Annotated in this window: 19 protein-coding genes and 1 tRNA gene; 15 read left to right on the forward strand and 5 right to left on the reverse strand. The window is 71.3% G+C overall.

Annotated features, from left to right (window positions below; genetic code table 11):
- Nucleotides 1-96: 96 nt before the first annotated feature.
- From AC1DPN_RS09720 to AC1DPN_RS09730, 3 genes are all read left to right on the forward strand, one after another.
- A complete protein-coding gene (locus AC1DPN_RS09720; RefSeq protein WP_477084526.1) occupies nucleotides 97-1083 on the forward strand; it encodes a phosphotransferase family protein in 987 nt (328 codons plus the stop codon).
- Nucleotides 1080-2504, forward strand: coding sequence for an MATE family efflux transporter (locus AC1DPN_RS09725; protein ID WP_477084527.1), 1425 nt, complete (start codon nucleotides 1080-1082; stop codon nucleotides 2502-2504). The genes AC1DPN_RS09720 and AC1DPN_RS09725 overlap by 4 nt, the downstream gene beginning before the upstream one ends.
- 86 nt (nucleotides 2505-2590) lie before the next feature.
- Nucleotides 2591-4315, forward strand: a complete 1725-nt coding sequence (locus tag AC1DPN_RS09730; protein ID WP_477084528.1) for an HD-GYP domain-containing protein — start codon at nucleotides 2591-2593, stop codon at nucleotides 4313-4315.
- Between the two features lie 74 nt (nucleotides 4316-4389).
- Here the strand turns inward: AC1DPN_RS09730 and pdxR are convergent, their stop codons facing one another.
- Nucleotides 4390-5835, reverse strand: coding sequence for a MocR-like pyridoxine biosynthesis transcription factor PdxR (gene pdxR / locus AC1DPN_RS09735; RefSeq protein ID WP_477084529.1), 1446 nt, complete (start codon nucleotides 5833-5835; stop codon nucleotides 4390-4392).
- 82 nt (nucleotides 5836-5917) lie between these two features.
- Here pdxR and AC1DPN_RS09740 point away from each other — a divergent pair, with 82 nt between their 5' ends.
- Complete coding sequence (locus tag AC1DPN_RS09740; RefSeq protein WP_477084530.1) at nucleotides 5918-6904, forward strand: aldo/keto reductase; 987 nt, start codon at nucleotides 5918-5920, stop codon at nucleotides 6902-6904.
- Between the two features lie 66 nt (nucleotides 6905-6970).
- Here AC1DPN_RS09740 and AC1DPN_RS09745 read toward each other — a convergent pair whose 3' ends face one another.
- Nucleotides 6971-7975 (reverse strand): glycosyltransferase family 4 protein, encoded by a 1005-nt coding sequence (locus AC1DPN_RS09745; RefSeq protein WP_477084531.1) that lies wholly within the window; start codon nucleotides 7973-7975, stop codon nucleotides 6971-6973.
- Nucleotides 7976-8175: 200 nt separating this feature from the next.
- Here AC1DPN_RS09745 and AC1DPN_RS09750 point away from each other — a divergent pair, with 200 nt between their 5' ends.
- The 6 genes from AC1DPN_RS09750 (at nucleotide 8176) to AC1DPN_RS09775 (ending at nucleotide 16127) form a co-directional block, all read left to right on the forward strand.
- On the forward strand, nucleotides 8176-9306 hold the full coding sequence (locus tag AC1DPN_RS09750; RefSeq protein WP_477084532.1) for a glycosyltransferase: 1131 nt from the start codon (nucleotides 8176-8178) through the stop codon (nucleotides 9304-9306).
- Entirely contained in the window at nucleotides 9306-10319 is a 1014-nt protein-coding gene (locus AC1DPN_RS09755; RefSeq protein WP_477084533.1) for a glycosyltransferase, read from the forward strand. The genes AC1DPN_RS09750 and AC1DPN_RS09755 overlap by 1 nt, the downstream gene beginning before the upstream one ends.
- Nucleotides 10316-11749: a glycoside hydrolase family 130 protein gene (locus AC1DPN_RS09760; RefSeq protein WP_477084534.1), complete on the forward strand. Its 1434-nt coding sequence runs from the start codon at nucleotides 10316-10318 to the stop codon at nucleotides 11747-11749. Before AC1DPN_RS09755 ends, AC1DPN_RS09760 begins: the two co-directional genes overlap by 4 nt.
- A gap of 267 nt (nucleotides 11750-12016) precedes the next feature.
- A complete protein-coding gene (locus AC1DPN_RS09765) occupies nucleotides 12017-12535 on the forward strand; it encodes a potassium channel family protein (protein WP_477084535.1) in 519 nt (172 codons plus the stop codon).
- A 124-nt stretch (nucleotides 12536-12659) separates the two neighbouring features.
- Nucleotides 12660-13646: a formylglycine-generating enzyme family protein gene (locus AC1DPN_RS09770; protein WP_477084536.1), complete on the forward strand. Its 987-nt coding sequence runs from the start codon at nucleotides 12660-12662 to the stop codon at nucleotides 13644-13646.
- A 114-nt stretch (nucleotides 13647-13760) separates the two neighbouring features.
- Nucleotides 13761-16127: a sulfatase-like hydrolase/transferase gene (locus AC1DPN_RS09775; protein WP_477084537.1), complete on the forward strand. Its 2367-nt coding sequence runs from the start codon at nucleotides 13761-13763 to the stop codon at nucleotides 16125-16127.
- Nucleotides 16128-16158: 31 nt separating this feature from the next.
- Here AC1DPN_RS09775 and AC1DPN_RS09780 read toward each other — a convergent pair whose 3' ends face one another.
- The 3 genes from AC1DPN_RS09780 to AC1DPN_RS09790 form a co-directional block, all read right to left on the reverse strand.
- Nucleotides 16159-16563 (reverse strand): hypothetical protein, encoded by a 405-nt coding sequence (locus AC1DPN_RS09780; RefSeq protein ID WP_477084538.1) that lies wholly within the window; start codon nucleotides 16561-16563, stop codon nucleotides 16159-16161.
- A gap of 69 nt (nucleotides 16564-16632) precedes the next feature.
- A tRNA-Arg gene (locus AC1DPN_RS09785) sits at nucleotides 16633-16705 on the reverse strand.
- A 68-nt stretch (nucleotides 16706-16773) separates the two neighbouring features.
- Entirely contained in the window at nucleotides 16774-17430 is a 657-nt protein-coding gene (locus AC1DPN_RS09790; protein WP_477084539.1) for a FadR/GntR family transcriptional regulator, read from the reverse strand.
- A gap of 116 nt (nucleotides 17431-17546) precedes the next feature.
- On the opposite strand from AC1DPN_RS09790, the gene AC1DPN_RS09795 reads away from it, so the two are divergent.
- The 5 genes from AC1DPN_RS09795 to thrC all read left to right on the forward strand — a co-directional run bounded on the left by AC1DPN_RS09795 (nucleotide 17547) and on the right by thrC (nucleotide 24437).
- Nucleotides 17547-18848, forward strand: a complete 1302-nt coding sequence (locus tag AC1DPN_RS09795) for an MFS transporter (protein ID WP_477084540.1) — start codon at nucleotides 17547-17549, stop codon at nucleotides 18846-18848.
- Nucleotides 18849-18891: 43 nt separating this feature from the next.
- Nucleotides 18892-20571 (forward strand): arginine--tRNA ligase, encoded by a 1680-nt coding sequence (argS, locus tag AC1DPN_RS09800; protein ID WP_477084541.1) that lies wholly within the window; start codon nucleotides 18892-18894, stop codon nucleotides 20569-20571.
- A gap of 49 nt (nucleotides 20572-20620) precedes the next feature.
- Entirely contained in the window at nucleotides 20621-21964 is a 1344-nt protein-coding gene (gene lysA, locus AC1DPN_RS09805) for a diaminopimelate decarboxylase (protein WP_477084542.1), read from the forward strand.
- A gap of 74 nt (nucleotides 21965-22038) precedes the next feature.
- Nucleotides 22039-23352, forward strand: a complete 1314-nt coding sequence (locus AC1DPN_RS09810) for a homoserine dehydrogenase (protein WP_477084543.1) — start codon at nucleotides 22039-22041, stop codon at nucleotides 23350-23352.
- A complete protein-coding gene (gene thrC / locus AC1DPN_RS09815) occupies nucleotides 23352-24437 on the forward strand; it encodes a threonine synthase (RefSeq protein WP_477084544.1) in 1086 nt (361 codons plus the stop codon). Before AC1DPN_RS09810 ends, thrC begins: the two co-directional genes overlap by 1 nt.
- Nucleotides 24438-24439: the final 2 nt, after the last annotated feature.

The raw sequence follows: 24439 nt of genomic DNA on the forward strand, positions 1-24439 counted from the left end.
GCGAACCGGTGCTGCGGCCCTAGAGTTGCGGCACGATTGGCGACCCGACGACGCGCCGCCCAGGGCTGGCGCGCCTAGCACCACGATGAGGACTCGATGGAGAGCATCACGAAGAACCGCCAGACGCCCGCGACGCTGCGCGCGATGGTCGAGCGCGCCTACGGCGCCGAGCAGGTGCCCACGGGCGAGCCGGACACGTGGCTGGAGGAGCTGGGGCACGGCTGGTTCAACGTCGCGTACCGGATCCTGCTCCGCGACGGCCGGGCCGTGGCCCTGAAGATCGCGCCGCCGCGGGACGTGCCGGTGATGACCTACGAGCGCGGCGCGATGCGCATCGAGCTCGACTCGCTGGCGCTGATCGCGGCGCGCACCGACGTCCCGGTCCCGCACGTCGACCACGCCGACCTCAGCCACGAGCTCGTCGACGCCGACTACTTCTTCATGCCGTTCGTCGACGCCGAGAACTTCGGCATCATCATCGAGAACCTGAGCGCCGAGCAGCGCGACGCGTACAACGAGGCGCTCGGCGCGGCCAACCGCGAGCTGAACTCGATCCGCGGGAGCTGGTTCGGACCGCTCGCCGGCCCGGGTGACCGGTCCTGGCGGGTCGTCTTCACCGGCCTCGTCGAGGATGTCCTGGCCGACGGGGAGGCCCGCAACGTCGACATCGGCCGGGACTACGACGAGGTCCGCAAGGTGCTCGCCCAGCACGCCGACGTTCTCGATGACGTCACCGAGCCGAGGTTCGTCGAGTGGGACCTCTGGGACTCCAACGTCATGGTCCGCGACGGCGGGATCGTCACGATCATCGACCACGAGCGCGCCCTGTACGGGGACCCGCTGATGGAGGCCGGCTTCTCGGGCACCCAGCTGCCCTTCTTCGGCGACTCCACCGCGTTCATGCGCGGCTACGGCCATGCGGAGCTCACCCCGAGGGAGCAGCTGCGTCGGCGCCTGTACTGCCTGCACCTGGTCCTGATCATGGCGATCGAGACGGTGTACCGCGGACACACCACGCCCACGCAGTATGACCTGGCACGTGAGCACATCGACCTGATGATGCGGCAGCTCACCGAACCGTGAGCACCCGGGATGCCGGCGCGCCCACGCGGCGCACGCTCGACATCACCGCCCTGGGAGAACGGCCCGTCGGGCGGCTGCTGTGGCACGCCTGCACCCAGACCACCATCGCGGTCGGGGTCTACGGGATCTACGCGCTGACCAACGCCTGGTTCGTCGCCCGCGGCGTCGGGGCCACCGCGATGGCAGCGGTCAACCTCGTCGCCCCGTTGCTCCTGGCGCTCGGCGCGGTCTCGTCCGCACTCGGCGTCGGCGCCGCGTCGGTCGTCTCCCGGCACCTCGGCACCGGGGACACGAGCACGGCCGCACGCGCGGCCGGGAACGCCTTCATCGTGTTCTGGACCGCCGCCGTCACGACCACGGCGGTCGGGCTGAGCGGGCTCGAGCCGCTCCTGCGGCTGCTCGGCGCCCACGGCCCGACCCTCGACTACGCACGCGACTACGCCGTCGTCATCCTGGCAGGAGCGATCGTCTCGACCGGGTTCTCCAGCCTCGTCCGCGCCGAAGGTCGGATGCGGTTTGCCACGATGCTCTGGGTCGTCCCCGTCGCCGTCCAGATCACCCTCGATCCGCTGCTCATCTTCGGGTTGCACCTCGGCGTCCGCGGAGCCGCCCTGGGAACGGTCGGGGGCCAGGCCGTCTCCGCCGCGATGAGCCTGTGGTTCTTCTTCGTCCAGAAGCATCGCCCCTACCGCGTCCACCGGAACGACCTGCGCCTGCACCTCCCCACGGTCCGCACCCTCGTCGGCATCGGCGCCCCCTCCTTCCTCGCCGGCTTCGGCGCCACCCTGCTCGTCGTGGTCGTCAACACCTCGCTGTCCCAGGCGGCCGCCGCCACCGCGGCCCTCGCCGCCTTCGCGATCAGCTCGCGCATCCAGACGTTCGTCGCGATGCCCCAGCTCGGCATCAGCCAGGGCATGCAGCCCATCGTCGGGTACAACGCCGGACGCCGGTTCACCGCGCGCGTCCGACGCACCCGGACCCTCTCGCTGCGCGCGACCCTCGTCTACAGCACCCTCGCCGCCGGGACCGTCGCGCTGCTCGCCGAGCCGATCACCGCCGCCTTCGTCGACGACGCCACCATCCAGACCGAGTCCGTCGACGCTCTGCGCATCCTGGCGATCGGTTTCGCCGCTGCCGGCGTCACACCGCTGGTCTCCGCGTACTTCCAGGCCCTCGGCCGACCACGACCGTCCTACCTCCTCTCCGTCGGAACCCTCCTGGTCGTCAAGGTCCCGCTCGTGCTCGCCCTCGGCCACACCGGGCCCACCGGCACCTGGACCGGCCTGGCCGCGGGGGAGGTCCTGTCCGCGGGCATCGCGCTGCTGGTGCTGCGCCGCCTCGAGGGCTCGGCCACGCGAGCCAAGAGTGCAGCACTGAGGACGGGCTCTGTCGACCCGGTCGTCGACACACGCCAGTCCTGAGCGGCTCGCGGGTGAAGTGCCGTGATGGTCACCTGATCGTGTCTCAAGAGCGGGGATCCCATTGTCGAAATGAGTAGATGGCCGCCTTGGGTCCCACTCAGAACTACGACGACGCGAGTCTCGGCGCATGGAAGGGTCGCCCGGTCCTGGCGACGGCGACCAGGGGACTGATCGCCGTGGTGCCGATCGTTCTCACAGTCGGCCTCGGCCTGGCCGCTGTGCACTGGTTCCCGCCACGCCGGCTCGGTGTCAATCCGTGGATCTGGCTCCTCGCAGAGATGTGCTGCGCGACGTTGACCCTCGTCCTCGTGACGCGGATGGCGCGCAGGTTCATGCCGTTGACGACGCTGCTCCGCCTGACCCTGTACTTCCCCGATCGGGCCCCGTCGCGGCTCGGTGTGGCGATGCGGCACTACTCGCCGGACGCGCTGCAGGCGAGGTTCGAGACGTCCGGGCGCGCGCGCCGGCTACGTCCGCAGGACGAGCATGCCGCTCGCATCCTGGGCCTCGTCGCGGCCATGAGCGACCACGACGAGCTCACCCGTGGTCACAGCGAACGGGTCCAGGCCTACTCGGCGTTGATCGGCCGAGAGCTGGGCATGTCCGGCGAGGAGGCCGCCAAGCTCAGCTGGGCCGCCCTGCTGCACGATGTCGGCAAGCTTCGCGTCCCGGCCAGCGTCCTCAGCAAGCCAGGGCTTCCCTCGACCGAAGACTGGTCCGTCCTGACCGAGCATCCCGAGGCCGGCATGGAGATTGCCGAGCCGCTCGCCGAGTGGCTCGGTCCGTGGCTGGATGTGATCGGCCAGCACCACGAGCGCTGGGACGGTGGAGGCTACCCCGCCGGCCTGGCCGGGGAGGCGATCAGCAGAGGCGCCCGCATCGTCGCGGTGGCCGACGCGTACGACGTGATCACGTCGGCACGCTCGTACAAGCGGGCCCTGCCCGCATCCGCTGCCCGCGCAGAGCTGGCGCGATGTGCGGGTGAGCAGTTCGACCCGGAGGTCGTCCGGGCATTTCTCGCGATCGGACTGGGCAAGCTGCACCGAGCTGCTGGCCCGCTGAGCATCTTCTCGATCCTGCCCGGCCTGCCGTCCTTCGCCGGTGACCTACCTTCTGCCGTTCAGAGGATGACCACCGTGGGCGCGCTCAAGAGCACGGCAGCGATCGGTCTCGTGCTGTCCATGTCGACAGCGATCGCGAGCGGTCCGTGGGCCGGTGTTCCCCCCTCGACCGACGCGCCCGGCACGACCCCGGCGGACTCGTCGGCGATCGGGACGCCGCTTCCTGGAGGCGACCGGGACTCGGTCGTCGTGCCCGATGGCCCGGCAGCTCCGGCGGCGGGCGCTCCGAGCGATCCGCAGGTCAGTCCTCCACCACGCCTGGTCGATGCGCCTCCGCAGGTACCAGCCGCTGTGAACGTCGCGGACGAGGCCGACGGCGGCGAGGAGACGGCTACGGACGAGCAGGGCGACAGCGACGATGCCGACACCGGTGATGACAGCCGCAACGAGGTCGACGCAGAGAAGTTGGACAGCAGCGGAACCAGCGGAACCAGCGGAACCAGCGGAACCAGCGGATCCGGTGGATCCGGTGGCGACAGCGGCACCAGTGGAACCAGCGGAACCAGTGGATCCGGTGGCGACAGCGGCAGCAGTGGAACCAGTGGATCCGGTGGCGACAGCGGCAGCAGCGGAACCAGTGGATCCGGTGGCGACAGCGGCAGCAGCGGGACCAGTGGATCCGGTGGCGACAGCGGCAGCAGCGGGACCAGTGGATCCGGTGGATCCGGTGGCAGCGGAACCAGCGGCTAGCTGTCCCAGTCGAGGGATGGCCGGCCGAGAGCAGCTAACCGCCCGGGTCGGGGGGCGGAGGTTCTCGGACCTCGTCAGCCGGCAGGCTCGCGTGCCCCGGACGACGCAGCCTCGCTGATGGCCGCGGCCAAGCGGGCCACCGCCTCGTCCAGCCGTGCGTCGACCAGGTTGCCGTACCCGACGACGAGCGCCGGTGGGCGGGCCGCGGTCCCGACGCGATAGCGACCTGCTTGCACCACACGCACGTCGCGTCGCGCAGCCAGCCGGGCCACGCGGTCCTCGTCGACCCCAGGCGGCAGCCCGAGCACGACGTGCAGCCCCGCGGCGAGCCCCGTCACGGGCAGGCCCGGCAGCCATCGGTCGAGCGCGGCGACCAGCGACGCCCGTCGGCGCCGATACCGGGCGCGGGCCGAACGGAGGTGCCGGTCGTATCCGCCGTCGGTGAGCAGCGCGGCGCACGCGAGCTGGTGCAGCGACGGCGGAGCGGGCGCGTCGACGTCGAGCGCCGCGCGCGCGGCGGGGACGTCGTCGGGAGGGACCAGCCACCCCACGCCGAGCCCTGGAGCGAGCGTCTTGCTCCACGAGCCCACCAGGGCGACGCGGTCCGGTGCGAGCGCGCGCAGGGCCGCCACCGGGCGGCGGTCGTAGCGGAACTCGGCGTCGTAGTCGTCCTCGACGATGACTCCGTCGACCGAGCGGGCCCATCGCACGAGCGCCTCACGCCGCGCCGGGACGAGCGCGGCGCCGACGGGGAACTGGTGTGAGGGCGTCACCAGCGCGACGCGAGCGCCGGTGCGCTCGGCCGCCTCCACGAGCGCGTCGGTGTCCACCCCGTCCTCGTCGACCGGCACCGGCACAGGGTGCAGGCCGGCCGCCGCGGCGACGTCGCGCAGCCGCGGCCAGCTCGGGTCCTCGACGAGCACGGAGTCATGCCCAGCGGCGCGCAGGGATCTCGCCAAGCGCGTCATGCCGTCCATTGCGCCGTGCGTCACGACGACGGCGTCCGCATCGACGAGCACCGCACGCGTCACGGTCAGGCGATCGGCGAGAGCCTGCCGCAGCGAGGGCACACCGCGGGGGTCCGGCGCGACGAGGTCGCCCGGGGTGGCGGACGCGACGGCCGTGCGAACGGCCCAGACCCAGGCCGCGCGCGGCAGGTGGCGCAGGTCCGGCACGCCTGGCCCGAGGTCGAACTCGGGCCGCGGACGGACCGCGCGATCGGGGGCTCGGGCCGGCGTGAGGGTGGGCCACGACGTGGACGCGATGCGGGTGCCCGCGCCGGTGCGAGCGTCCAGCACCCCCTCGGCCACGAGGCCTCCGTACGCCTGCGTGACCACCCAGCGCGAGACGCCCAGGTCACGGGCCAGCGCTCTGCTCGGCGGCACCGGGTCGCCCGGGCGGAGGCGGCCCTTGCGGACCGCGGCACGCAGAGCCCGCTCCAGCGCGACGTGCAACGGCTGGCCGCCCTCGAGGGTGACGAGCGCGTCGCCGACCCACCGATTGGTCTGGTCGTCTGCCACAAGAATGGACCGTACTCCCGGTCCGCTGCCTGTCTAGCGTCGGATCTGTCACCGAAACGACAGCCGTCACGAGGAGAACGCCATGCAGCAGCTCACCATCGGCTCCGGCCCCACCACCACCGACGTCAGCGTCCTGTGCCTCGGCACCATGCACTTCGGCACGCACACACCGCGCGAGACGGCCTTCGAGGTCCTCGACCGCTTCGTGGATGCCGGCGGCACGTTCCTCGACACCGCGAACAACTACAACGCCTGGGACGAGGGCGGTCACGGGCACGAGAGCGAAGACGTGATCGGCGCCTGGCTGGCATCACGCGGGCTGCGGGACCGCGTCCGCATCGCGACGAAGTGCGGCGCAGCAAAGAAGGACCCGGCGCTGCCCCTGTCGAACACACCCCCGACGAACTACCAGGGCCTCAGCGCCGAGACCATCCACCGTGAGGCCGCCACGAGCCTTCGCCACCTGGGCGTCGACCGTATCGACGTCTTCTACGGGCACGTGGACGACCACGACACCGCCCTGGAGGAGACCGTCGGAGCCTTCGGCAAGCTCGTGGCCGACGGGGTGATCGGCGTGCCGGGCATCTCCAACGTCACGACGTGGCGCGTCGTCGAGGCACGCGAGACGGCCGCCCGACTGGGCGTCGAGCCGTACGGCGTCGTCCAGCAGCAGGGCAGCTACGTGTACCCGAGCCCGACGCCGTTCCGGTTCAACTGGGTGTCCGGCGACCTGCTCGACTACGCCGCGTCCACGGGGGCCGACGGCCGTCCGCCGCTCGCCGTGACGGTGTACTCGCCGCTGCACCAGGGGGCGTACACACGCGCCGACAAGCCGCTGTTCGGCGGCGCCGACCACCCGAGCAGCCGGCGTCGGGTCGAGGTGCTGCACGAGGTCGCGCGCGACGCCGGCGCCACGGCGAACCAGGTCGCGCTCGCGTGGCTGCTCGGTGGGCCGACGCCGGTCATCCCGATCGTCGGCGCCCACTCGGTCGCGCAGCTCGACGAGACCTTGGGCGCGCTCGACCTCGTGCTCGACGCCGAGCTGCGCACCCGGCTCGACGGGGCCTGACGAGCGTCACGCGCCCGCCCTCGGCCCGCGGCTGACCGCCGACGAGGGGTTCGCCCGGCACCGATGTCAGCGCTCCGCGGCGATGATCCGTTCGAAGAGTCGCTCGTAGTCGTCGACCATGCGCCGGGCACTGAACCGAGCTTCCGCGTCCATCCGGCACATCGCCCGATCGATCTCCGACAGGCGACCGACCGCAGCGACAGCGTCGTCCTCGTCGCGGACGAGGAATCCGTTGCGACCGTTGCGGATCAGCTCCGGCATGGAGCCCCGCGGGGTGGCGATGACGGGCGTGCCCGCGGCGAGCGCCTCGACGACCGAGAGCCCGAACGGCTCCTCGAAGTCGATGAGGTGCAGCAACGCGACCGCACCGCCCAGCAACCGGTCCCGCTCGGCGGGTCCGACCGAGCCGACGAAGCGCACCCGCGAACCATCGACGTGCGGCTCGACGAGCGACCGGAAGTAGGGCTCGTCGTGCACCACGCCGGCGATGACAAGAGGCCGACCGGAACGCCGCGCGACCTCGATCGCCAGATGGGTGCCCTTGTCGGGGTGGATGCGGCCGAGGAACAGCAGGTACCCGCCGTCGCCCGCGCCCGGGGTGAACTGCGTGAGGTCGAGACCGTGGTGGATCGTCGCGGCGTACGTGAGGTCCCGGTGCCGGTCGGAGCTGCTGATCGACACGTAGTGCGCGATGTCGTCGTACGCGCGGTACACGCGCACGACGCGTTCCGAGGAGAAGCCGTGGACGGTCGTCACCACGGGCGTCGGCGTGAGGCGGCTGTAGGTGAGCGGCAGGAAGTCGAACTGGTTGGAGATCACGTCGAACAGCGACGCTCGCTCGAACACCGCCGCGATGTGCAAGGACTCACACACCTTGACGTCGATCGTCGGGTCCTCCTCGTAGCCGGTCGGCGCCTCGGCGTGCAGGCGAGCACGGGTCTGCGAGTCGGCGGTGGCGAACAGGGTGACGTCGTGGCCCCGCTCGACCAGCCCCTCGGTGAGGGTCGAGGCGACCTGCTCCCACGGTCCGTACGATCGCGGCGGCGTGCGGTGGGCGATCGAGGCGAGCACGGCGATCTTGACGGGGTGCCTCCACGGCTGGGGCGGTCGTCGTTCCCTGGGGGAGAGGCCGCGACTGGTAGCCTAGCCATGCGGTGCCAGGCCCGGCTGCGCAGCGACCGGCGGGCCAGGACGCCCGGGGATGTCGATCAGGCCCCGCCCGAGGTCGGTAGCGCAATCCGCTGCAAGCGTCACCAGCACGAAGGGCCTTCATGGCCACCAGGTTCGGCATCCTCAGCACGTTTCCCCCCACGCAGTGCGGCCTTGCCACGTTCTCGTCAGCGCTGGCCGCGCACCTCATCGATGCCGGCGTGGACGTCTCGATCGTCCGCGTCGTCGACAGCCTGCAACCCCCGCTTCCGTTGGTGTCCCACCAGCTGGTCACGGGAGCGCCGGACGAGGCGCGGGCAGCGGCGGCGGCGCTCAACGCCTGTGACGTCGCCCTGGTCCAGCACGAGTACGGCATCTTCGGTGGTCGCGACGGTGAGGACGTCCTCGACGTCCTCGCCCGGGTGCGTGTACCCGTCATCACGGTCCTGCACACCGTGCTCGCCCACCCGACGCCCCACCAGCACGAGGTGCTCGCGAAGGTCGTCGCCGCGTCGGCGATGACGGTGACCATGACCGAGGCGGGTCGCCGGCGGCTCATCGCGGGCTGGGGCGTCGACCCCGCGTCCGTCAGCGTGATCGCCCACGGCGCCCGGGACGACCGCACGCACCACGACGAGGTGATGCCGGTGCGCACGTCGCCGACGGTGCTGACCTGGGGGCTGCTCGGCGAGGGTAAGGGCATCGAGTGGGCGCTCGAGGCGCTGGCCGGCCTGGGCGACCTGCGCCCCAGACCCACGTACCAGATCGTCGGTCAGACCCACCCGAAGGTCCTCGAGCGTGACGGTGAGGCGTACCGCCGGCGGCTCGAGCGGCTCGTCGACCGCCTGCACCTCGGACCGATGGTGCAGTTCGACGCCCGTTACCTCGACGTCCCGACGCTGCAGCGCATCGTGCGCTCGGCGGACGTCGTCCTTCTGCCCTACGACTCCCCGGACCAGGTGACGTCCGGGGTCCTGACCGAGGCCGTCGTCGCCGGGAGGCCTGTCGTCTCGACGGCGTTCCCGCACGCGGTGGAGCTGCTGTCGGGTGGGGCTGGGATCCTGGTGCCCCGGCGCGACCCCGTGGCGATCGCGGTGGCGCTGCGACGGGTGCTCACCGAGCCCGGACTCGCCCAGTCGATGGCCGCCGCGGCCCGCGCAGTCGCGCCAGGACTGCTCTGGAGCGCCGTGGCGGAGCAGTACGTGGAGCTCGGCGCGGGCCTGCTGCAGGCGCGCACACTGTCGGCCGCCTGATGTACCCGGTTCCGGTCTTCGACCACCTCGCACACCTGAGCACCCCGATCGGGCTGTTCGAGCACGCGCTGCTCACCGAGCCGCGCCCCGAGCACGGCTACTGCCTGGACGACGTCGCACGGGGGCTCGTGGTGACGTCGCGTCAGCAGGGGGCGACGCCGCAGGTGGATGCGCTGACGGACACCTACCTGCGGTTCACGCTCTTCGCGCAGGACGGCTTCGGGCGGTTCCACAACAGGCGCGACGTGGGCGGCCGCTGGACCGACAGCGCGACCGTCGAGGACCACTGGGGCCGTGCCCTCTGGGCCCTCGGCGCGGCGGCCGCCGCCACCGGCGACGCTCGTGTGCGTCGGGCCACCCTGGACGCGGCCGCCGTGAGCCTGCAGCGGCGTTCTCCCTGGTGGCATGCCATGGCCTACGCGACGCTCGGCGCGGCCGCGGTGCTCGAGGTCCAGCCCGGCAACCGTGCCGCCCACGGGTTGCTCGCAGACGCACGCACGCTCCTCGCATGCCCCGACGACCCCACCTGGCCATGGCCGGACGCGCGCCTGACGTACGCCAACGCCGTGCTCCCGGAGGCGCTCATCGCCATCGGTGTCGCAACCGGTGACGACGAGACCTCGAAGGCGGGACTCGACCTGCTGCACTGGTTGGTGGCGCAGGAGACCCACGAAGGCCACCTCTCGATGACTCCTGTGGGAGGCCGGCCGGTCGGCGACGATCGGCCCGGCTTCGACCAGCAGCCCATCGAGGTCGCGGCCCTCGCCGAGGCGTGCTGGCGCGCCTTCCGCGCGACGCGGCACGAGGTCTGGCTGACGTACCTCGATCGCTGCGTCGGCTGGTTCCTGGGCGACAACGATGCGGGGATGGCGCTCTACGACCGCTGCACCGGTGGCGGCTTCGACGGCCTGCATTCGCACGGGGTCAACCAGAACCAGGGTGCCGAGTCGACGCTCGCGGCCCTGTCGACCATGCAGCTCGGGCGCCTGGCGCTCGTCCAGGCCGTGGCGTGACACTCGTCGACGCCCCGCAGCTGGTGCGCCGCACGACGCACGTGCTGCGGCCGGACGCGACGCGGGTGGTCAGCACCCCGTTCCTGCCGGGTGAGGAGATCCACGGGGCGGGCACCTCTCGCATGTCTGCCGTGCTCGGGCGCCTGCTCGCGCTGCCCGACGCGGAGGTGGAGCGCGCCCTCGCCGGTGTGCTCACGTCCTTCGGTCAGCGCCACGACGACCTCGTCGCCCTCCTCGACGAGCGGTTCGACCTCGTCGCACGCCATGTCGGCGCCCCGGGGGGACTCTCCCTCGAGCGGCGACAGCTCGTCGGGGCGTGCATGAGCCAGGAGTACGCGATCGAGTCGGCCGCCCTGTTCAACCCGTCGATGGTCGCGCACCCCGATCAGACCGGGCTGGCACCCGGGAGCACCCGGTTCGTGATGAGCGTCCGAGGGGTGGGTGAGGGGCACGTCTCGTGCGTCGAGCTGCGGACCGGCACAGTCGACGCTGCCGACGAGATCACCTTCGACGTCGTCGGCCCGACGACCGTCGTGCCCCGGCGCCAGGACAGCGTGCACTCTCGCGACGACCTGCGGCGGCAGAACGAGGAGCTGGAGGGCGACGGGGACGAGGCCGATGTGCTCCTGCGCTCACTTCCTGCCACCTTCCCTGCCTCGGCCGTCGAGGGGAGCCCGAGGCTGGAGTGGTTGGCGGCGTGCGCGTACGACGTCGCGTTCTCGGTGGAGAGCGCGCTCAGCTCTCGTGTTCTTCTTCCGAGCAGTCCCGCCGAGCGCAACGGCATCGAGGACCTGAGGCTCGTCGAGGTCGAGTACGCCGACGGCCGGCGCAGCTATCTGGGCACCTACACGGCGTTCGACGGGGAGACCGTCGCGCCGCACCTCGTCGCCACCGACGACTTCCGCTCGTTCCGCATGAGCCGGCTCACCGGTCCCGGCGCGAAGAACAAGGGGATGGCGCTCTTCCCGCGCACGGTGGGCGGCCGGTACCTGGCGCTCTCTCGCTGGGACCGGGAGAGCAACTCGCTGGCTGGGTCCTCCGACCTGCGCCACTGGGACGACCTCGGCACGCTGAGCGCGCCCGACCGGGCGTGGGAGATCGTCCAGGCGGGCAACTGCGGGTCACCGATCGAGACGCCCGCCGGATGGCTCGTCCTCACGCACGGCGTCGGCCCGATGAGGCAGTACAGCATCGGCGCGATGCTCCTCGACCTCGACGACCCGCGTCGCGTCCTCGGCAGCCTCACGGAGCCGCTGCTGACCCCGGCCGCCGACGAGCGCGACGGGTACGTGCCCAACGTCGTCTACTCGTGCGGTGCGCTGCTGCACGGCGACACGCTCGTCCTGCCGTACGGCTGCAGCGACGCAGCCATCCGGGTCGCACTCGTCGACCTGCCACAGCTGCTCTCGTCGATCGCACCGGGCCGGTGAGCTCCACCACCCCTTGAGCCGTCGGTGCCGGGTCAGCCCGTGCCGGACCGGACGCCCGAACATGCGATGCGTCGCCGGTCACTTCGCAAAGCAGTGCAGGGCAGAAGTGCCAGGGTAAGGCGGTACGTCGCGCATGCGCGGGTCGACCGAGCGCGCGCTTCACGATGGTTCTCGGAGGCTGAAATGACTCACGGCAGTCCACCGGCCGTTCCAGGGCGTCGCATCGTCGGACGCGTCGTCTTGCGTGCGGTCACCACCGCCACTCTCGTGATCGCTCTCTACTACGTCATTCCGCTGAAGCTGCTTGCGGAGGTGCCCGTCACCGTGCCTCTGCTGGGCGGGATACTCCTGCTCCTGGCATGGGCTGCCTGGCTGATTCGATCGATCGTGAACGCGACGAACCCGACGATCCGCGCCATCGAAGCCATCTCGGTCTACCTCTCGGTGTTCTTGGTCGTCTTCGCCACGGGCTACTACGTGATGGCCCAGGCGGACTCGGGCAACTTCAACCTCCCCGACCTCACCCGAACCGACACGTTGTACTTCACACTCACCGTCTTCAGCACGGTCGGCTTCGGTGACATCAATGCCACAAGTCAGGTCGCGCGCATCGTGGTCATGGTGCAGATCATTCTCAATCTGATCCTGCTCGGTGCCGGGGTTCGGCTACTCACGCAAGCGGTGCACCTCGGCGCCGCCCGACGCCAGGCCGAGCTCGACGCAGGCGGGACGGAGACTCAGTCGGGAGCCGGCGCTGGCCGGCACGTGGGATCGGTCGACGGATGACGGCCGCCTCGTCGACGTCACGGTCTTCGGTCGTGGCGTCGCTCGGCGCGGGCGGTGGCGACAAACCACCCGACACCGGTCGCCTCTTCTGGTCTGGACGACCAACAGAGGGGACTATCGGGGAATGGTGACCGGGGCAGGCCTCACAGCGTTGGTCGGCGTCCCGAGCGGCGAGCTGCTCATGGGTTCGACGTCCTACTACGCGGACGAGCAGCCTGTGCACTCCGTCGACGTCCACGGCTTCGAGATCGAGGCACATCCCGTGACGAACGCCCAGTTCGCCGCCTTCGTGCACGAGACCCGCTATGTGACCGTCGCCGAGCAGGCGCTGGATGCGGTGCTGTACCCAGGTGTGGCGGAGGCGGACCTGGAGCCGGGTGCGCTGGTGTTTCGGTCGACGCCGGGCCCGGTCCCGCTGACGGACTGGCGGCAGTGGTGGCGCTGGCAGCGTGGTGCGTCGTGGCGTCACCCGTTCGGTCCGGGCTCGGACCTGCGAGACAAGGAGACCCATCCGGTCGTGCAGGTGAGCTACGTCGACGCCCAGGCGTACGCAGAGTGGGCCGGGCGGTCCTTGCCGACGGAGCCCGAGTGGGAGCTCGCAGCGCGCGGCGGTCTCGTCGGCAAGGACTTCGCGTGGGGCGACGAACCACGCCCGGGCGGCGCGCTGCTGGCGAACACCTGGCAGGGGCGGTTCCCGCACGACAACCGTGGTGCCCAAGGTTGGGTCGGGACGTCGCCGGTCGGGACGTTCCCACCGAACGGCTACGGGCTGTCCGACATGATCGGGAACGTCTGGGAGTGGACCGTTGACGACTACGCCGAGCAGCATGACGTGCACGCCCGCACGACCCCGGCCTGTTGCGCTCCCTCGGCTGCCCAGGGTCGCGCCGTGGCGGCCGACGACGCCCCGGTGCCGGTCGACCCCTCGGTGCGCAAGGTGCTCAAGGGCGGTTCCCACCTGTGCGCGCCTGAGTACTGCCTGAGGTTTCGGCCGGCCGCCCGGTCGCCGCAGTCGATCGACTCCGCGACCACGCACATCGGGTTCCGGTGCGTGGTACGTCCTCGGGCCGTGGCTCCCCAGGCGGACGGCAGGCCCAGCCTGCTCGCCTGACCGTCAAGACCGCCCCGGTCGCGACGGGGCCGGTCTTCCCGCCAGGTATGCACGGGTTCATTCGACCGCTAGCGTCCAAATCACCAAAGCCATCTTCGTCGCTCGGAGGTCTTCGTGAGTCCTGATCGTCACGCGCGGACGATGTTGCCCATCCCGGACCGGCCCGCACCGGGCTTGACGACGTACGACGCGAAGGACCCGGACACCGCGTTCCCACCGATCGAGCCGCTGCTCCCGCCGGAGGGGGCACCGAACGTGCTGATCGTGCTGCTCGACGACGTGGGCTTCGGGGCATCGAGCACGTTCGGCGGGCCGTGCAGTACCCCCACCGCGGACCGTCTCGCCGCCGGTGGGCTGAGGTACAACCGGTTCCACACCACGGCCCTGTGCGCCCCCACACGTCAGGCGATGCTCACCGGTCGCAACCACCACTCGGTCGGGATGGGCAGCATCACGGAGACAGCCACATCGGCTCCCGGTAACAGCTCGCTGCGCCCGAACACCAAGGCGCCGCTGGCAATGACCCTCAAGCTCAACGGGTACTCGACCGCGCAGTTCGGCAAGTGCCACGAGGTGCCGGTCTGGCAGTCCTCACCGATGGGTCCGTTCGATGCCTGGCCCTCGGGTGGTGGCGGGTTCGAGACGTTCTACGGCTTCATCGGCGGGGAGAACAACCAGTGGGACCCGGCTCTGTACTCGGGCACCACGCCGATCGAGCCTCCGGCGACCCCGGAAGAGGGCTATCACCTCACCGAGGACCTCGCCGACCACGCCATCAGCTGGGTACGGCAGCAGAAGGCGCTCATGCCCGACAAGCCGTTCTTCGTCTACTTCGCCCCCGGCGCCACCCACGCCCCGCACCACGTCCCGCCCGAGTGGATCGAGAAGTACACCGGGCAGTTCGACGACGGGTGGGACGTGCAGCGCGAGCGAACCTTCGCCCGGCAGAAGGAGCTCGGCATCGTCCCCGCGGGCACCGAGCTGACCACGCGGCACGCCGAGATCCCGGCCTGGGACGACATGCCCGACGAGCTCAAGCCGGTGCTGGCCCGCCAGATGGAGGTCTACGCCGCCTTCCTCGAGCACACCGACCACCACGTCGGGCGGCTCATCGACGCGATCGAGGACCTCGGAGTCCTGGAAGACACGCTCGTCTACTACATCGTCGGCGACAACGGGGCCTCGGCCGAGGGAACCGTCAACGGTGCGTTCAACGAGATGGCCAACTTCAACGGCATGGCCGCGATCGAGACGCCGGAGTTCCTGCTCAGCAAGATCGACGAGCTCGGCTCGCCGTCGTCGTACAACCACTACTCGGTCGGCTGGGCCTGGGCGATGAACTCACCGCTGCAGTGGACCAAGCAGGTCGCCTCCCACTGGGGCGGCACCCGCAACGGAACCATCGTGCACTGGCCTCAGGGGATCACGGAGTCGGGCGGGCTGCGGTCGCAGTTCACCCACGTCATCGACATCGCGCCGACCATCCTGCAGGCCGCCGGCCTGCCGGAGCCGACGATGGTGAACGGCGTGCAGCAGTCGCCCATCGAGGGCACGTCGATGCTGTACACGTTCAACGAGCCCGGCACCCCGGAGCGGCACGACCTGCAGTACTTCGAGATGTTCGGCAACCGAGGCATCTACCACCGCGGCTGGAGCGCCGTCACCAAGCACAAGACCCCGTGGGTGATGGTCGGCGGGACGGTTCCGGCCTTCGACGACGACGTCTGGGAGCTGTACGACGGGAGCACCGACTTCAGCCAGGCGCACGACCTGGTCGGCGAGCACCCCGAGAAGCTGGCCACCCTCCAGCGGCTGTGGCTGATCGAGGCCACGAAGTACAACGTGCTGCCGTTGGACGACCGCACCGGCGAGCGCCTCGAACCGTCCATGGCCGGGCGACCGACCCTGATCCACGGCACGTCCCAGCAGTTCTTCCCCGGCATGGGCCGCCTGTCCGAGAACAGCGTGGTCAGCATCAAGAACAAGTCGTTCTCCGTGACCGCCGAGGTCGACGTGCCGACCGGCGGCGCCAACGGGGTGCTCATCGCGCAAGGCGGCCGGTTCGGCGGCTGGTCGTTCTTCGCCAAGGAGGGGCGCGCGAGATTCGTCTACAACGTGCTCGGCATCCACTCGTTCTCGATCCAGGCTGACTCGGCGATCCCGCCGGGAAACCACCAGGTCCGTGCAGAGTTCGCCTACGACGGCGGAGGGCTGGCCAAGGGCGGCGAGGTCACCCTCTACTACGACGGCGTCGAGGTCGGCAGGGGTCGCGTCGCCATGACCCAGCCGATGGTGTTCTCCGCCGACGAGACGACTGACATCGGCTACGAGTCCGGATCCACCGTGACTCCCGACTACACGGCCGCCACCAGCAGATTCACCGGAAGGATCAACTGGGTCCAGATCGACCTCGGCGCTGACGACAACGACCACCTGATCAGTCCCGAGGAACGCCTGCGCATCGCGATGGCCCGGCAATGATCCGCGGCACTACGGGCCCAGGTTCTCGCGCCTAGCGGGGCTGATCCTTCGCTCGGGCGACGACCCACGCGCCGACCGCTTGGGCCATGGTCTCGAGGTCCGCGCGTGCGCGACGGCGGGACCGGAAGTCGCGGACGCCGCCACCGTAGCTCCCGAATGCGGTGTGTGGGTCGGCGGCGAGAATGAGAAGGGTGCCGCTCTCGCCGCGAGGCAGGAGGTGGGCCGACACCTGGTAGTCGATCCCGACCCAGCGTCCGCTCCCGGAGGCTCCCTTGCCGGCGACAGCGGAGTCGAGGGCGACGTCGGCGTGCTCGAAGCGCCACATGACGTCGGCCTCAACCGCAGAGGCACCGGCCACCTCCAAGAGCCCCTGCCATGCGAGATCGGGCGTGACCGGTAGCTCAATGCTTGTAGCAGTCTCCTTGGGTACGCCCACGGCTCCATCATGGCTGGTCTGACGAATCCGTCGGAACGATCCGGAGGCGCTCTGCCCTGCAGTGATATGTGCCCGCGAAAGGACTCGAACCTTCGACCTTCTGCTCCGGAGGCAGACGCTCTATCCACTGAGCTACGCGGGCCGGGCGGCGTCCGTAGACGTCGCGGTGCCCGACACTACCAGCCGACGCAGGGCCGGTTCGAACGTGATTCAGCGGCTCTCGCCGAGCAGCGCGGACAGGTAGCGGGTCGTCTCGTCTGCGGCTCGCGCGTGGTCGCCGTCGACGACGGCGTCGACCAGCGCGTCGTGCGAGTCGTGGCCGTGGGTGTCGGTGACGAAGTTGAACCGGATGTTCTCGCCGATCGCGGCCAGAAGGTTCTCGTAGAGCTCGGTCAGCACCGGGTTGGCGCCCGCGCGGACGATCGCGCGGTGCAGCGCCAGGTCGGTCGCGACCATCGCATCGAGGTCGCCTGCCTTGTAGGCCGCCGACCGTTCGTCGCGACGCTCCAGCAGTGCGGTGGCGTCGACGGACGTGCGCCGACGTGCCGCGAGCCGCGCGGCCTCGACCTCGAGAGCGCGCCTGACCTCGACGACATCGCGCTGGCGGGCGTCGGCGATCTGGCGGCCCATCGTGACGGCGAGCTCGGAGCGCGACAGGACGTAGGTGCCGGATCCCTGACGGCGTTCGAGCAGGCCGGCGTGCACGAGCGACTGCACGGCCTCACGCACGGTGTTGCGTCCCACGCCGAGGAGCTCGGCGAGGGCGGGCTCCGGTGGGATGCGTGCCCCGACCGCCCACTCCTGCGTGGTGATCCGCTCGCGGAGCTCGTCGACCGCGGTGTCGATCAGTCCGGTCCGTCGTGGCATCCGGTTAGGCTCCGAGTCCAGGCATGCGGTGCAGTCAACACCGGCAGTCGGGCCCGACGCCAGACCTGCGAGGGATGATCTGCGTCCTGAAGCGTGCGAGATCAGGAGTGCCAGCCGTGACGACGTCCGCCCCCGTGACCGGGCGCGTCGTCGCACCATGGCGCGGTCGCCTCGTCGTCCTGGCCGCCATCGTCCTGGTCGGGCTCAACCTGCGGCTCGCGGTCGCGGCGGTCTCGCCGATCTTCAGCGTGCTCCGTGAGACGTTCCCAGTCTCGACGACGCAGGTCGGGCTGCTCGGCACCATCCCGGTCGCGTCGTTCGCGGTGTTCGGCACGCTCGCCGCCCCGATCGGACGCAAGCTCGGTCTCGAGCCGGCGATCATCCTCGCGATGGGGTTCGCCGTCGTCGGCCAGCTCCTGCGCGCCGTCGCGCCGAACATGCCGGTGTTCCTCGTCTGGTCCGCGCTCGCGCTCGGCGGCATGGGCATGGGCAACGTCCTGCTGCCGCCGCTGGTGAAGCGCTACTTCCCCGATCGCATCGGCGCGGTCACGGCGTCGTACTCGGTCGCCCTGACGGTCAGCACCGCGGTGCCGCCGCTGGTCGCGCTGCCGGTCGCGCAGGCCGCCGGCTGGCGCGTGTCGGTGGGCATGTGGGCCGTCGTGGGGCTCGCGGCGATCGTGCCGTGGCTCGTCGTCGTGGCGCGCTCCGTGGCTGCGCGCTCGCACCTGCGCGAGATCGTGCGGCGGGCGCCCCGGGTCGACCGGCCGGCGCTCCCGGCTCCAAGCGGCGCGCGGGAGTCGCGGCTCGTGTGGCGCTCGCGACTCGGCTGGGCGCTCGTCTTCACGTTCTTCGCCAACACCACCGGCACCTACGTGATGTTCGCGTGGCTGCCCGAGATCCTTGCCGACGCCGGTCTGGGCGCCGACGTCGGCGGACGCTGGCTCGCGGTGTTCGCCATCCTGGGGCTGCCCGCGGCGCTCTTCGCCCCGGTCCTGACCGCCCGGATGCGCAACCCGTACCCGCTGATCGTCGGGTTCGTCGGCTGCTGGATCGTCGGCTACCTCGGGCTGTGGCTCTCGCCGACGCAGGGCACGGCGGTCTGGATGATCCTGTGCGGCCTCGGGCCGGGCGCGTTCCCGGTGCAGCTCGCGCTCATCGGCCTGCGCACCCGTACGCCCGCGATCGCGTCCGCGCTGTCCGGGATGGTGCAGGGCCTCGGCTACGCCCTGGCGATCGCGGGGCCGGTGGGGATCGGGATGCTGCACGAGGCGACCGACTCGTGGACCGCGCCGTTCGTCGTGCTCCTGTCGCTGCTCGTCCTGCTCTTGGTGGCCGCGTGGTTCGCCTGCCGGCCGACCATGCTCGGGGACGAGCCGGTGGCGGAGCACGCCGCGCTCGCAGCGCCGCCGGTGCACTGAGCGCCGGTTCGGGCACGTCCGCGCGCGTCGGTACCCTTGCGGCGTGACTCCCGCCCAGCTCTCCGAGGCCCTCCGGGCCGCTCTCGTGCACGCCGTCGACGACGGCACGTTCGCCCTCGACCCGGCCGCGATCCCCGCGACCGTGCACCTGGAGCGACCCCGTCAGCGCGAGCACGGCGACTGGGCCACGAACGTCGCGATGCAGCTGGCCAAGAAGGCCGGCACCAACCCCCGCGCCTTCGCCGAGGAGCTGGCACGCCGGCTCGAGGCCACGGAGGGCGTGGCGACCGTCGAGGTCGCGGGTCCCGGCTTCCTGAACATCCGCCTCGACGCCGCGTCGGCCGGCGAGCTGGCCCGGTCGATCGTCGAGCTGGGCGGCGAGTACGGCACGAACGAGGCCCTGGCCGGCGTCTCGCTGAACCTCGAGTTCGTCTCCGCCAACCCCACCGGCCCGCTGCACATCGGCGGTGTGCGCTGGGCGGCCGTCGGCGACAGCCTCGCCCGGGTGCTGCAGGCGTCCGGTGCCTCGGTGGCGCGCGAGTACTACTTCAACGACCACGGCGCACAGATCGACCGCTTCGCTCGCTCGCTGGAGGCGCGTGCGCTCGGGCGGGACGCTCCCGAGGACGGCTACGGCGGCCAGTACATCTCCGAGATCGCCGAGCAGGTCGTCTCCGACGCGCTCGCGGCCGGTGAACCGGACCCCCGGACGCTGCCGACCGACCAGGCGAACGAGGCGTTCCGCGCCCGCGGCGTCGAGCTCATGTTCGGCGAGATCAAGCAGTCGCTGCACGACTTCGGCGTCGACTTCGACGTCTACTTCCACGAGGACTTGCTCCACAAGTCCGGCGCGGTCGACCACGCGGTCGCCCGGCTGCGCGAGCTGGGCCACATCTTCGAGGCCGACGGCGCCGTGTGGCTCCGCACGACCACGTTCGGCGACGACCGCGACCGCGTCGTCATCCGGTCCAACGGCGAGGCCGCCTACATCGCCGGTGACATCGCGTACTACCTGGACAAGCGGGAACGCGGCTTCGACCGCGTCGTCATCATGCTCGGCGCGGACCACCACGGGTACATCGGCCGCATGATGGCGATCTGCGCCGCGTTCGGTGACACCCCCGGCGTGAACCTCGAGATCCTCATCGGACAGCTGGTCAACCTCGTCAAGGACGGCGCCCCGGTCCGGATGAGCAAGCGGGCGGGCACGGTCGTGACGATCGACGACCTGGTCGACGCCGTCGGCGTCGACGCGGCCCGGTACGCCCTGGCGCGTTCGTCCGCGGACTCGAGCATCGACCTCGACCTGGATCTGCTGGCGAGCGCCAAGAACGAGAACCCGGTGTTCTACGTGCAGTACGCGCACGCCCGCTCGGCCTCGGTCGACCGGAACGCCGAGGCGACCGGTGTGCGCCGGGAGGACGGGTTCGACGCGTCGCTGCTCGACCACGAGAGCGACTCCGTCCTGCTGGGCCAGCTCGCCGAGTTCCCTCGGATCGTCGCGCAGGCCGCCGACCTGCGGGCGCCGCACCGCGTCGCGCGGTACCTCGAGGAGCTGGCCGGCGCGTACCACACCTGGTACGGCCAGGTCCGGGTCGCGCCGTTCGGCGACGAGGTCGTCGGCGACGTGCACCGCACGCGGCTGTGGCTCAACGACGCCACACGCCAGGTCCTGGTCAACGGGCTCGGCCTGCTGGGTGTGAGCGCGCCGGAGCGGATGTGAGCGCGCCGGAGGGCGTGGTCGCCCGCAGGCGTGCGAACGAGGAAGCTCTGTGAGCGGCGAGCCCTGGTCGACCGGGTTCTCCCGGTCGGTGGACGGCGTCGTGAGCGTCGCCGGCGTCGACGTCCCGACTCTCGCGGCGACCCACGGCACGCCTGCCTACGTGCTCGACGAGGCCGACCTGCGCTCGCGCGCCCGCGGCTACCGGCGCGCGTTCGAGACGGCGTTCGCCGAGATCGGCGCGGGCGTCGACGTCTACTACGCGGGCAAGGCGTTCCTGAGCGTCGCGGTCGCGCGCTGGGTGCACGAGGAGGGCCTGCGCGTCGACACGGCGACCGGTGGTGAGCTCGCGGTCGCGCTGCGGGCCGGCATCCCCGGCGAGGACATCGGCCTGCACGGCAACAACAAGTCGGACTCCGAGATCGCGCGCGCCCTCGCCGCCGGGGTCGGACGGATCATCGTCGACTCGCTCGTGGAGATCGACCGGGTGGCCGACGCAGCCTCCGTCGAGCATCCGGCGCCCGTGATGGTGCGCGTGACCACCGGGGTGCACGCGGGCGGCCACGAGTACATCTCGACGGCGCACGAGGACCAGAAGTTCGGCCTGTCGATCCATGCGCCTTCTGGAGACAGCCCTGCGATGCAGGGACTCCTCAAGGTCCTCTCGCGCCCCGAGCTGAGGCTCCTCGGCATCCACTCGCACATCGGCTCGCAGATCCTCGACCCGTCCGGTTTCGAGGTCGCGGCCCGCGCGGTGCTGACCCTGCGCGCGCAGCTCGCCGAACGCTCAGGGGTGCTCGTCGACGAGATCGACCTCGGCGGCGGCTACGGCATCGCCTACCTGCCCGGCGAGGTGTCGCTCGACCCGGACCGCATCGCCAAGGACATCGCGAGCTCGGTCGCCGCCAGCGCGCACGACCTGGGCACCCCGCTGCCGCGGTTCTCCATCGAGCCCGGTCGCGCGATCGTCGGACCCGCGGGACTCACCCTCTACACGGTCGGGACGGTCAAGCCGGTCCGCATCGACGACGGCTCGATCCGCACGTACGTGTCGGTCGACGGCGGCATGAGCGACAACATCCGCCCGGCCCTCTACGGCGCGCAGTACCACGCGGAGGTCGTCGGTCGTCCGTCCGACGGACCGACCGTCCTGGCACGTGTCGTCGGCAAGCACTGCGAGAGCGGCGACATCGTGGTGCACGAGGTCCAGCTGCCCGCCGACGTCCGCGCGGGTGACCTGCTCGCGGTCGCGGCGACCGGCGCCTACGGGCGCTCGATGGCGTCGAACTACAACCACGTCCCCCGACCGCCGGTCGTCGCCGTCTCGGACGGGTCGACGACGGTGCTGGTGAGGCGCGAGACCGAGGACGACCTGCTCGCGCTCGACCAGGGCTGACCACCCGCGATCACCGACGACGCGTGCCCCTATCCTGGGGGCGCCATCGACCACCCCCGACTGGAGGCCCTCCTGTGTCCTCGCCCGTGCCCGCCCGCTTGCCCTTGCGCGTCGCCGTCCTCGGCTGCGGCGTCGTCGGCACGGAAGTGGTGCGGCTGCTCACGACGCAGGCGGACGACCTGGCGTCCCGGGTCGGCGCCAAGCTCGAGCTGGTCGGCGTCGCGGTCCGCAACACCGAGGTCGAGCGCGACGCGGTGGTCGATCCCGCGCTGCTGACCACCGACGCCGAGAAGCTCGTCGAGCAGGCCGACGTCGTGGTCGAGCTCATGGGGGGCATCGAGCCCGCGCGCTCGCTCCTGCTGCGGGCGATCGCCTCCGGGGCGTCCGTCGTCACCGCCAACAAGGCGCTGCTGGCCCAGGACGGACCGACGCTGTACGCCGCGGCCGACGAGGCAGGCGTCGACCTCTACTTCGAGGCCGCCGTCGCGGGTGCCATCCCGATCGTGCGCCCGGTGCGGGAGTCGCTCGCCGGCGACACCATCAACCGCGTGCTGGGGATCGTCAACGGCACCACCAACTACGTGCTCGACAAGATGGCCTCCGAGGGCCTCGACTTCGAGCAGGCCGTCAAGCAGGCCCAGGCGCTGGGCTACGCCGAGGCGGACCCGACGGCGGACGTCGAGGGTTACGACGCCGCCGCGAAGGCCGCGATCCTCGCGTCGCTGGCCTTCCACACCCGTGTCTCGCTGGACGACGTCGACCGCCAGGGGATCACGAGCATCACCGCGGACGACGTGCTGTGGGCCGAACGCACCGGCTACGTCATCAAGCTGCTGGCGATCGCGGAGCGCCGTGCGTCGGACGGTGCCGAGGGCGTGCTGGTGCGCGTCCACCCGGCGCTCGTGCCGGTCACGCACCCGCTGGCCGGCGTCCGCGGCGCCTACAACGCGGTGTTCGTCGAGGCCGAGGCCGCCGGGGAGCTCATGTTCTACGGGCGCGGCGCCGGCGGCCAGCCCACCGCGTCGGCCGTCCTCGGTGACGTCGTCTCCGTCGCGCGGCACCGGGTGCTCGGGGGACGCGGTCCCGTCGAGTCGCGGTACGCCGAGCTGCCCGTGCTCCCCGCCGACGCGGCGCGCACGCGCTACCAGGTGCGCCTCGACGTCGTCGACCGACCGGGCGTCCTCGCCCAGGTGGCCGCGGTCCTGGCCGGCCACGACGTCTCCATCGAGACCGTCCGGCAGTCGACCGAGGGAGGCGCCGACGTCGCGCACCTCGTCATCACCACGCACGCCGCCCCTGAGCACGCCCAGCGCAGCACGTTCGAGGCCATCGAGCGCCTCGACGTGGTCGAGCGCGTCGTCTCCGTCCTCCGAGTCGAAGGATCCTGATGGCCCACCAGTGGCGCGGCGTGATCGCCGAGTACGCCGACCGACTGCCCGCGCACGTCCAGACGCACGTCGTGACTCTCGGCGAGGGCGGCACGCCGCTCGTGTTCTCGCCGACGCTCTCGCAGCTGACGGGGGCCGAGGTCCACATCAAGGTCGAGGGCATGAACCCGACCGGGTCGTTCAAGGACCGCGGCATGACGACCGCGATGTCGGCGGCCGCGGCCCGCGGAGCCAAGGCGGTCGTCTGCGCCTCCACCGGCAACACGAGCGCGTCCGCCGCCGCCTACGCCACGCGCGCCGGGATGGTCTGCGCGGTTCTGGTCCCGGACGGCAAGATCGCCATGGGCAAGCTGAGCCAGGCGGTCGCCCACGGCGCGACGCTGCTGCAGGTCGACGGGAACTTCGACGACTGCCTCGTGGCCGCCCGCAAGCTCGCCGAGGCGTACCCGGTCGAGCTGGTCAACTCGGTGAACCCGGACCGGATCGAGGGTCAGAAGACCGCCGCGTTCGAGATCGTCGACGCCCTGGGCGACGCCCCGGACATCCACGTCCTGCCTGTCGGCAACGCGGGCAACATCACCGCCTACTGGAAGGGCTACCGCGAGTACGCCGGGCTGGATTCAGGGCAGCCGGCCGTGTCTACTCGTACCCCCGTCATGTGGGGCTTCCAGGCCGACGGCGCCGCCCCGATCGTGCGCGGCTACCCGATCGACCAGCCCGAGACCATCGCGACGGCGATCCGGATCGGCAACCCCGCGTCCTGGCAGCAGGCCGTGGAGGCGCGCGACGTGTCGGGCGGTCTCATCGAGTCCGTGACCGACGAGCAGATCCTTGCGGCGCACCGCGTGCTCTCGGCCGAGGTCGGCATCTTCGTCGAGCCGGCGTCCGCGTCGGGCGTCGCCGGGCTGCTCGCCCTGCACGACGCAGGCCGCGTCCCCGCCGGAGCGCAGATCGTCATCACGGTCACGGGGCACGGGCTCAAGGACCCGCAGTGGGCGCTGCGGACACCGGACGGCGGCGACGTTGTCCCGGTGCGTGTGACGTCGGACGTCGTGTCCATCGCCACCGCACTCGGCCTCGACTGAGG

Source organism: Cellulomonas sp. P4_H4 (assembly GCF_056400865.1).

What these genes read in the sequence shown, in the direction of transcription:
- AC1DPN_RS09720 (WP_477084526.1), top strand. Translation starts at nt 97, where the DNA reads ATGGAGAGCATCACGAAGAACCGCCAGACGCCCGCGACGCTGCGCGCG.
- AC1DPN_RS09740 (WP_477084530.1), top strand. Translation starts at nt 5,918, where the DNA reads ATGCAGCAGCTCACCATCGGCTCCGGCCCCACCACCACCGACGTCAGC.
- AC1DPN_RS09750 (WP_477084532.1), top strand. Translation starts at nt 8,176, where the DNA reads ATGGCCACCAGGTTCGGCATCCTCAGCACGTTTCCCCCCACGCAGTGC.
- AC1DPN_RS09755 (WP_477084533.1), top strand. Translation starts at nt 9,306, where the DNA reads ATGTACCCGGTTCCGGTCTTCGACCACCTCGCACACCTGAGCACCCCG.
- AC1DPN_RS09770 (WP_477084536.1), top strand. Translation starts at nt 12,660, where the DNA reads ATGGTGACCGGGGCAGGCCTCACAGCGTTGGTCGGCGTCCCGAGCGGC.
- AC1DPN_RS09790 (WP_477084539.1), bottom strand. Translation starts at nt 17,430, where the DNA reads ATGCCACGACGGACCGGACTGATCGACACCGCGGTCGACGAGCTCCGC.
- thrC (WP_477084544.1), top strand. Translation starts at nt 23,352, where the DNA reads ATGGCCCACCAGTGGCGCGGCGTGATCGCCGAGTACGCCGACCGACTG.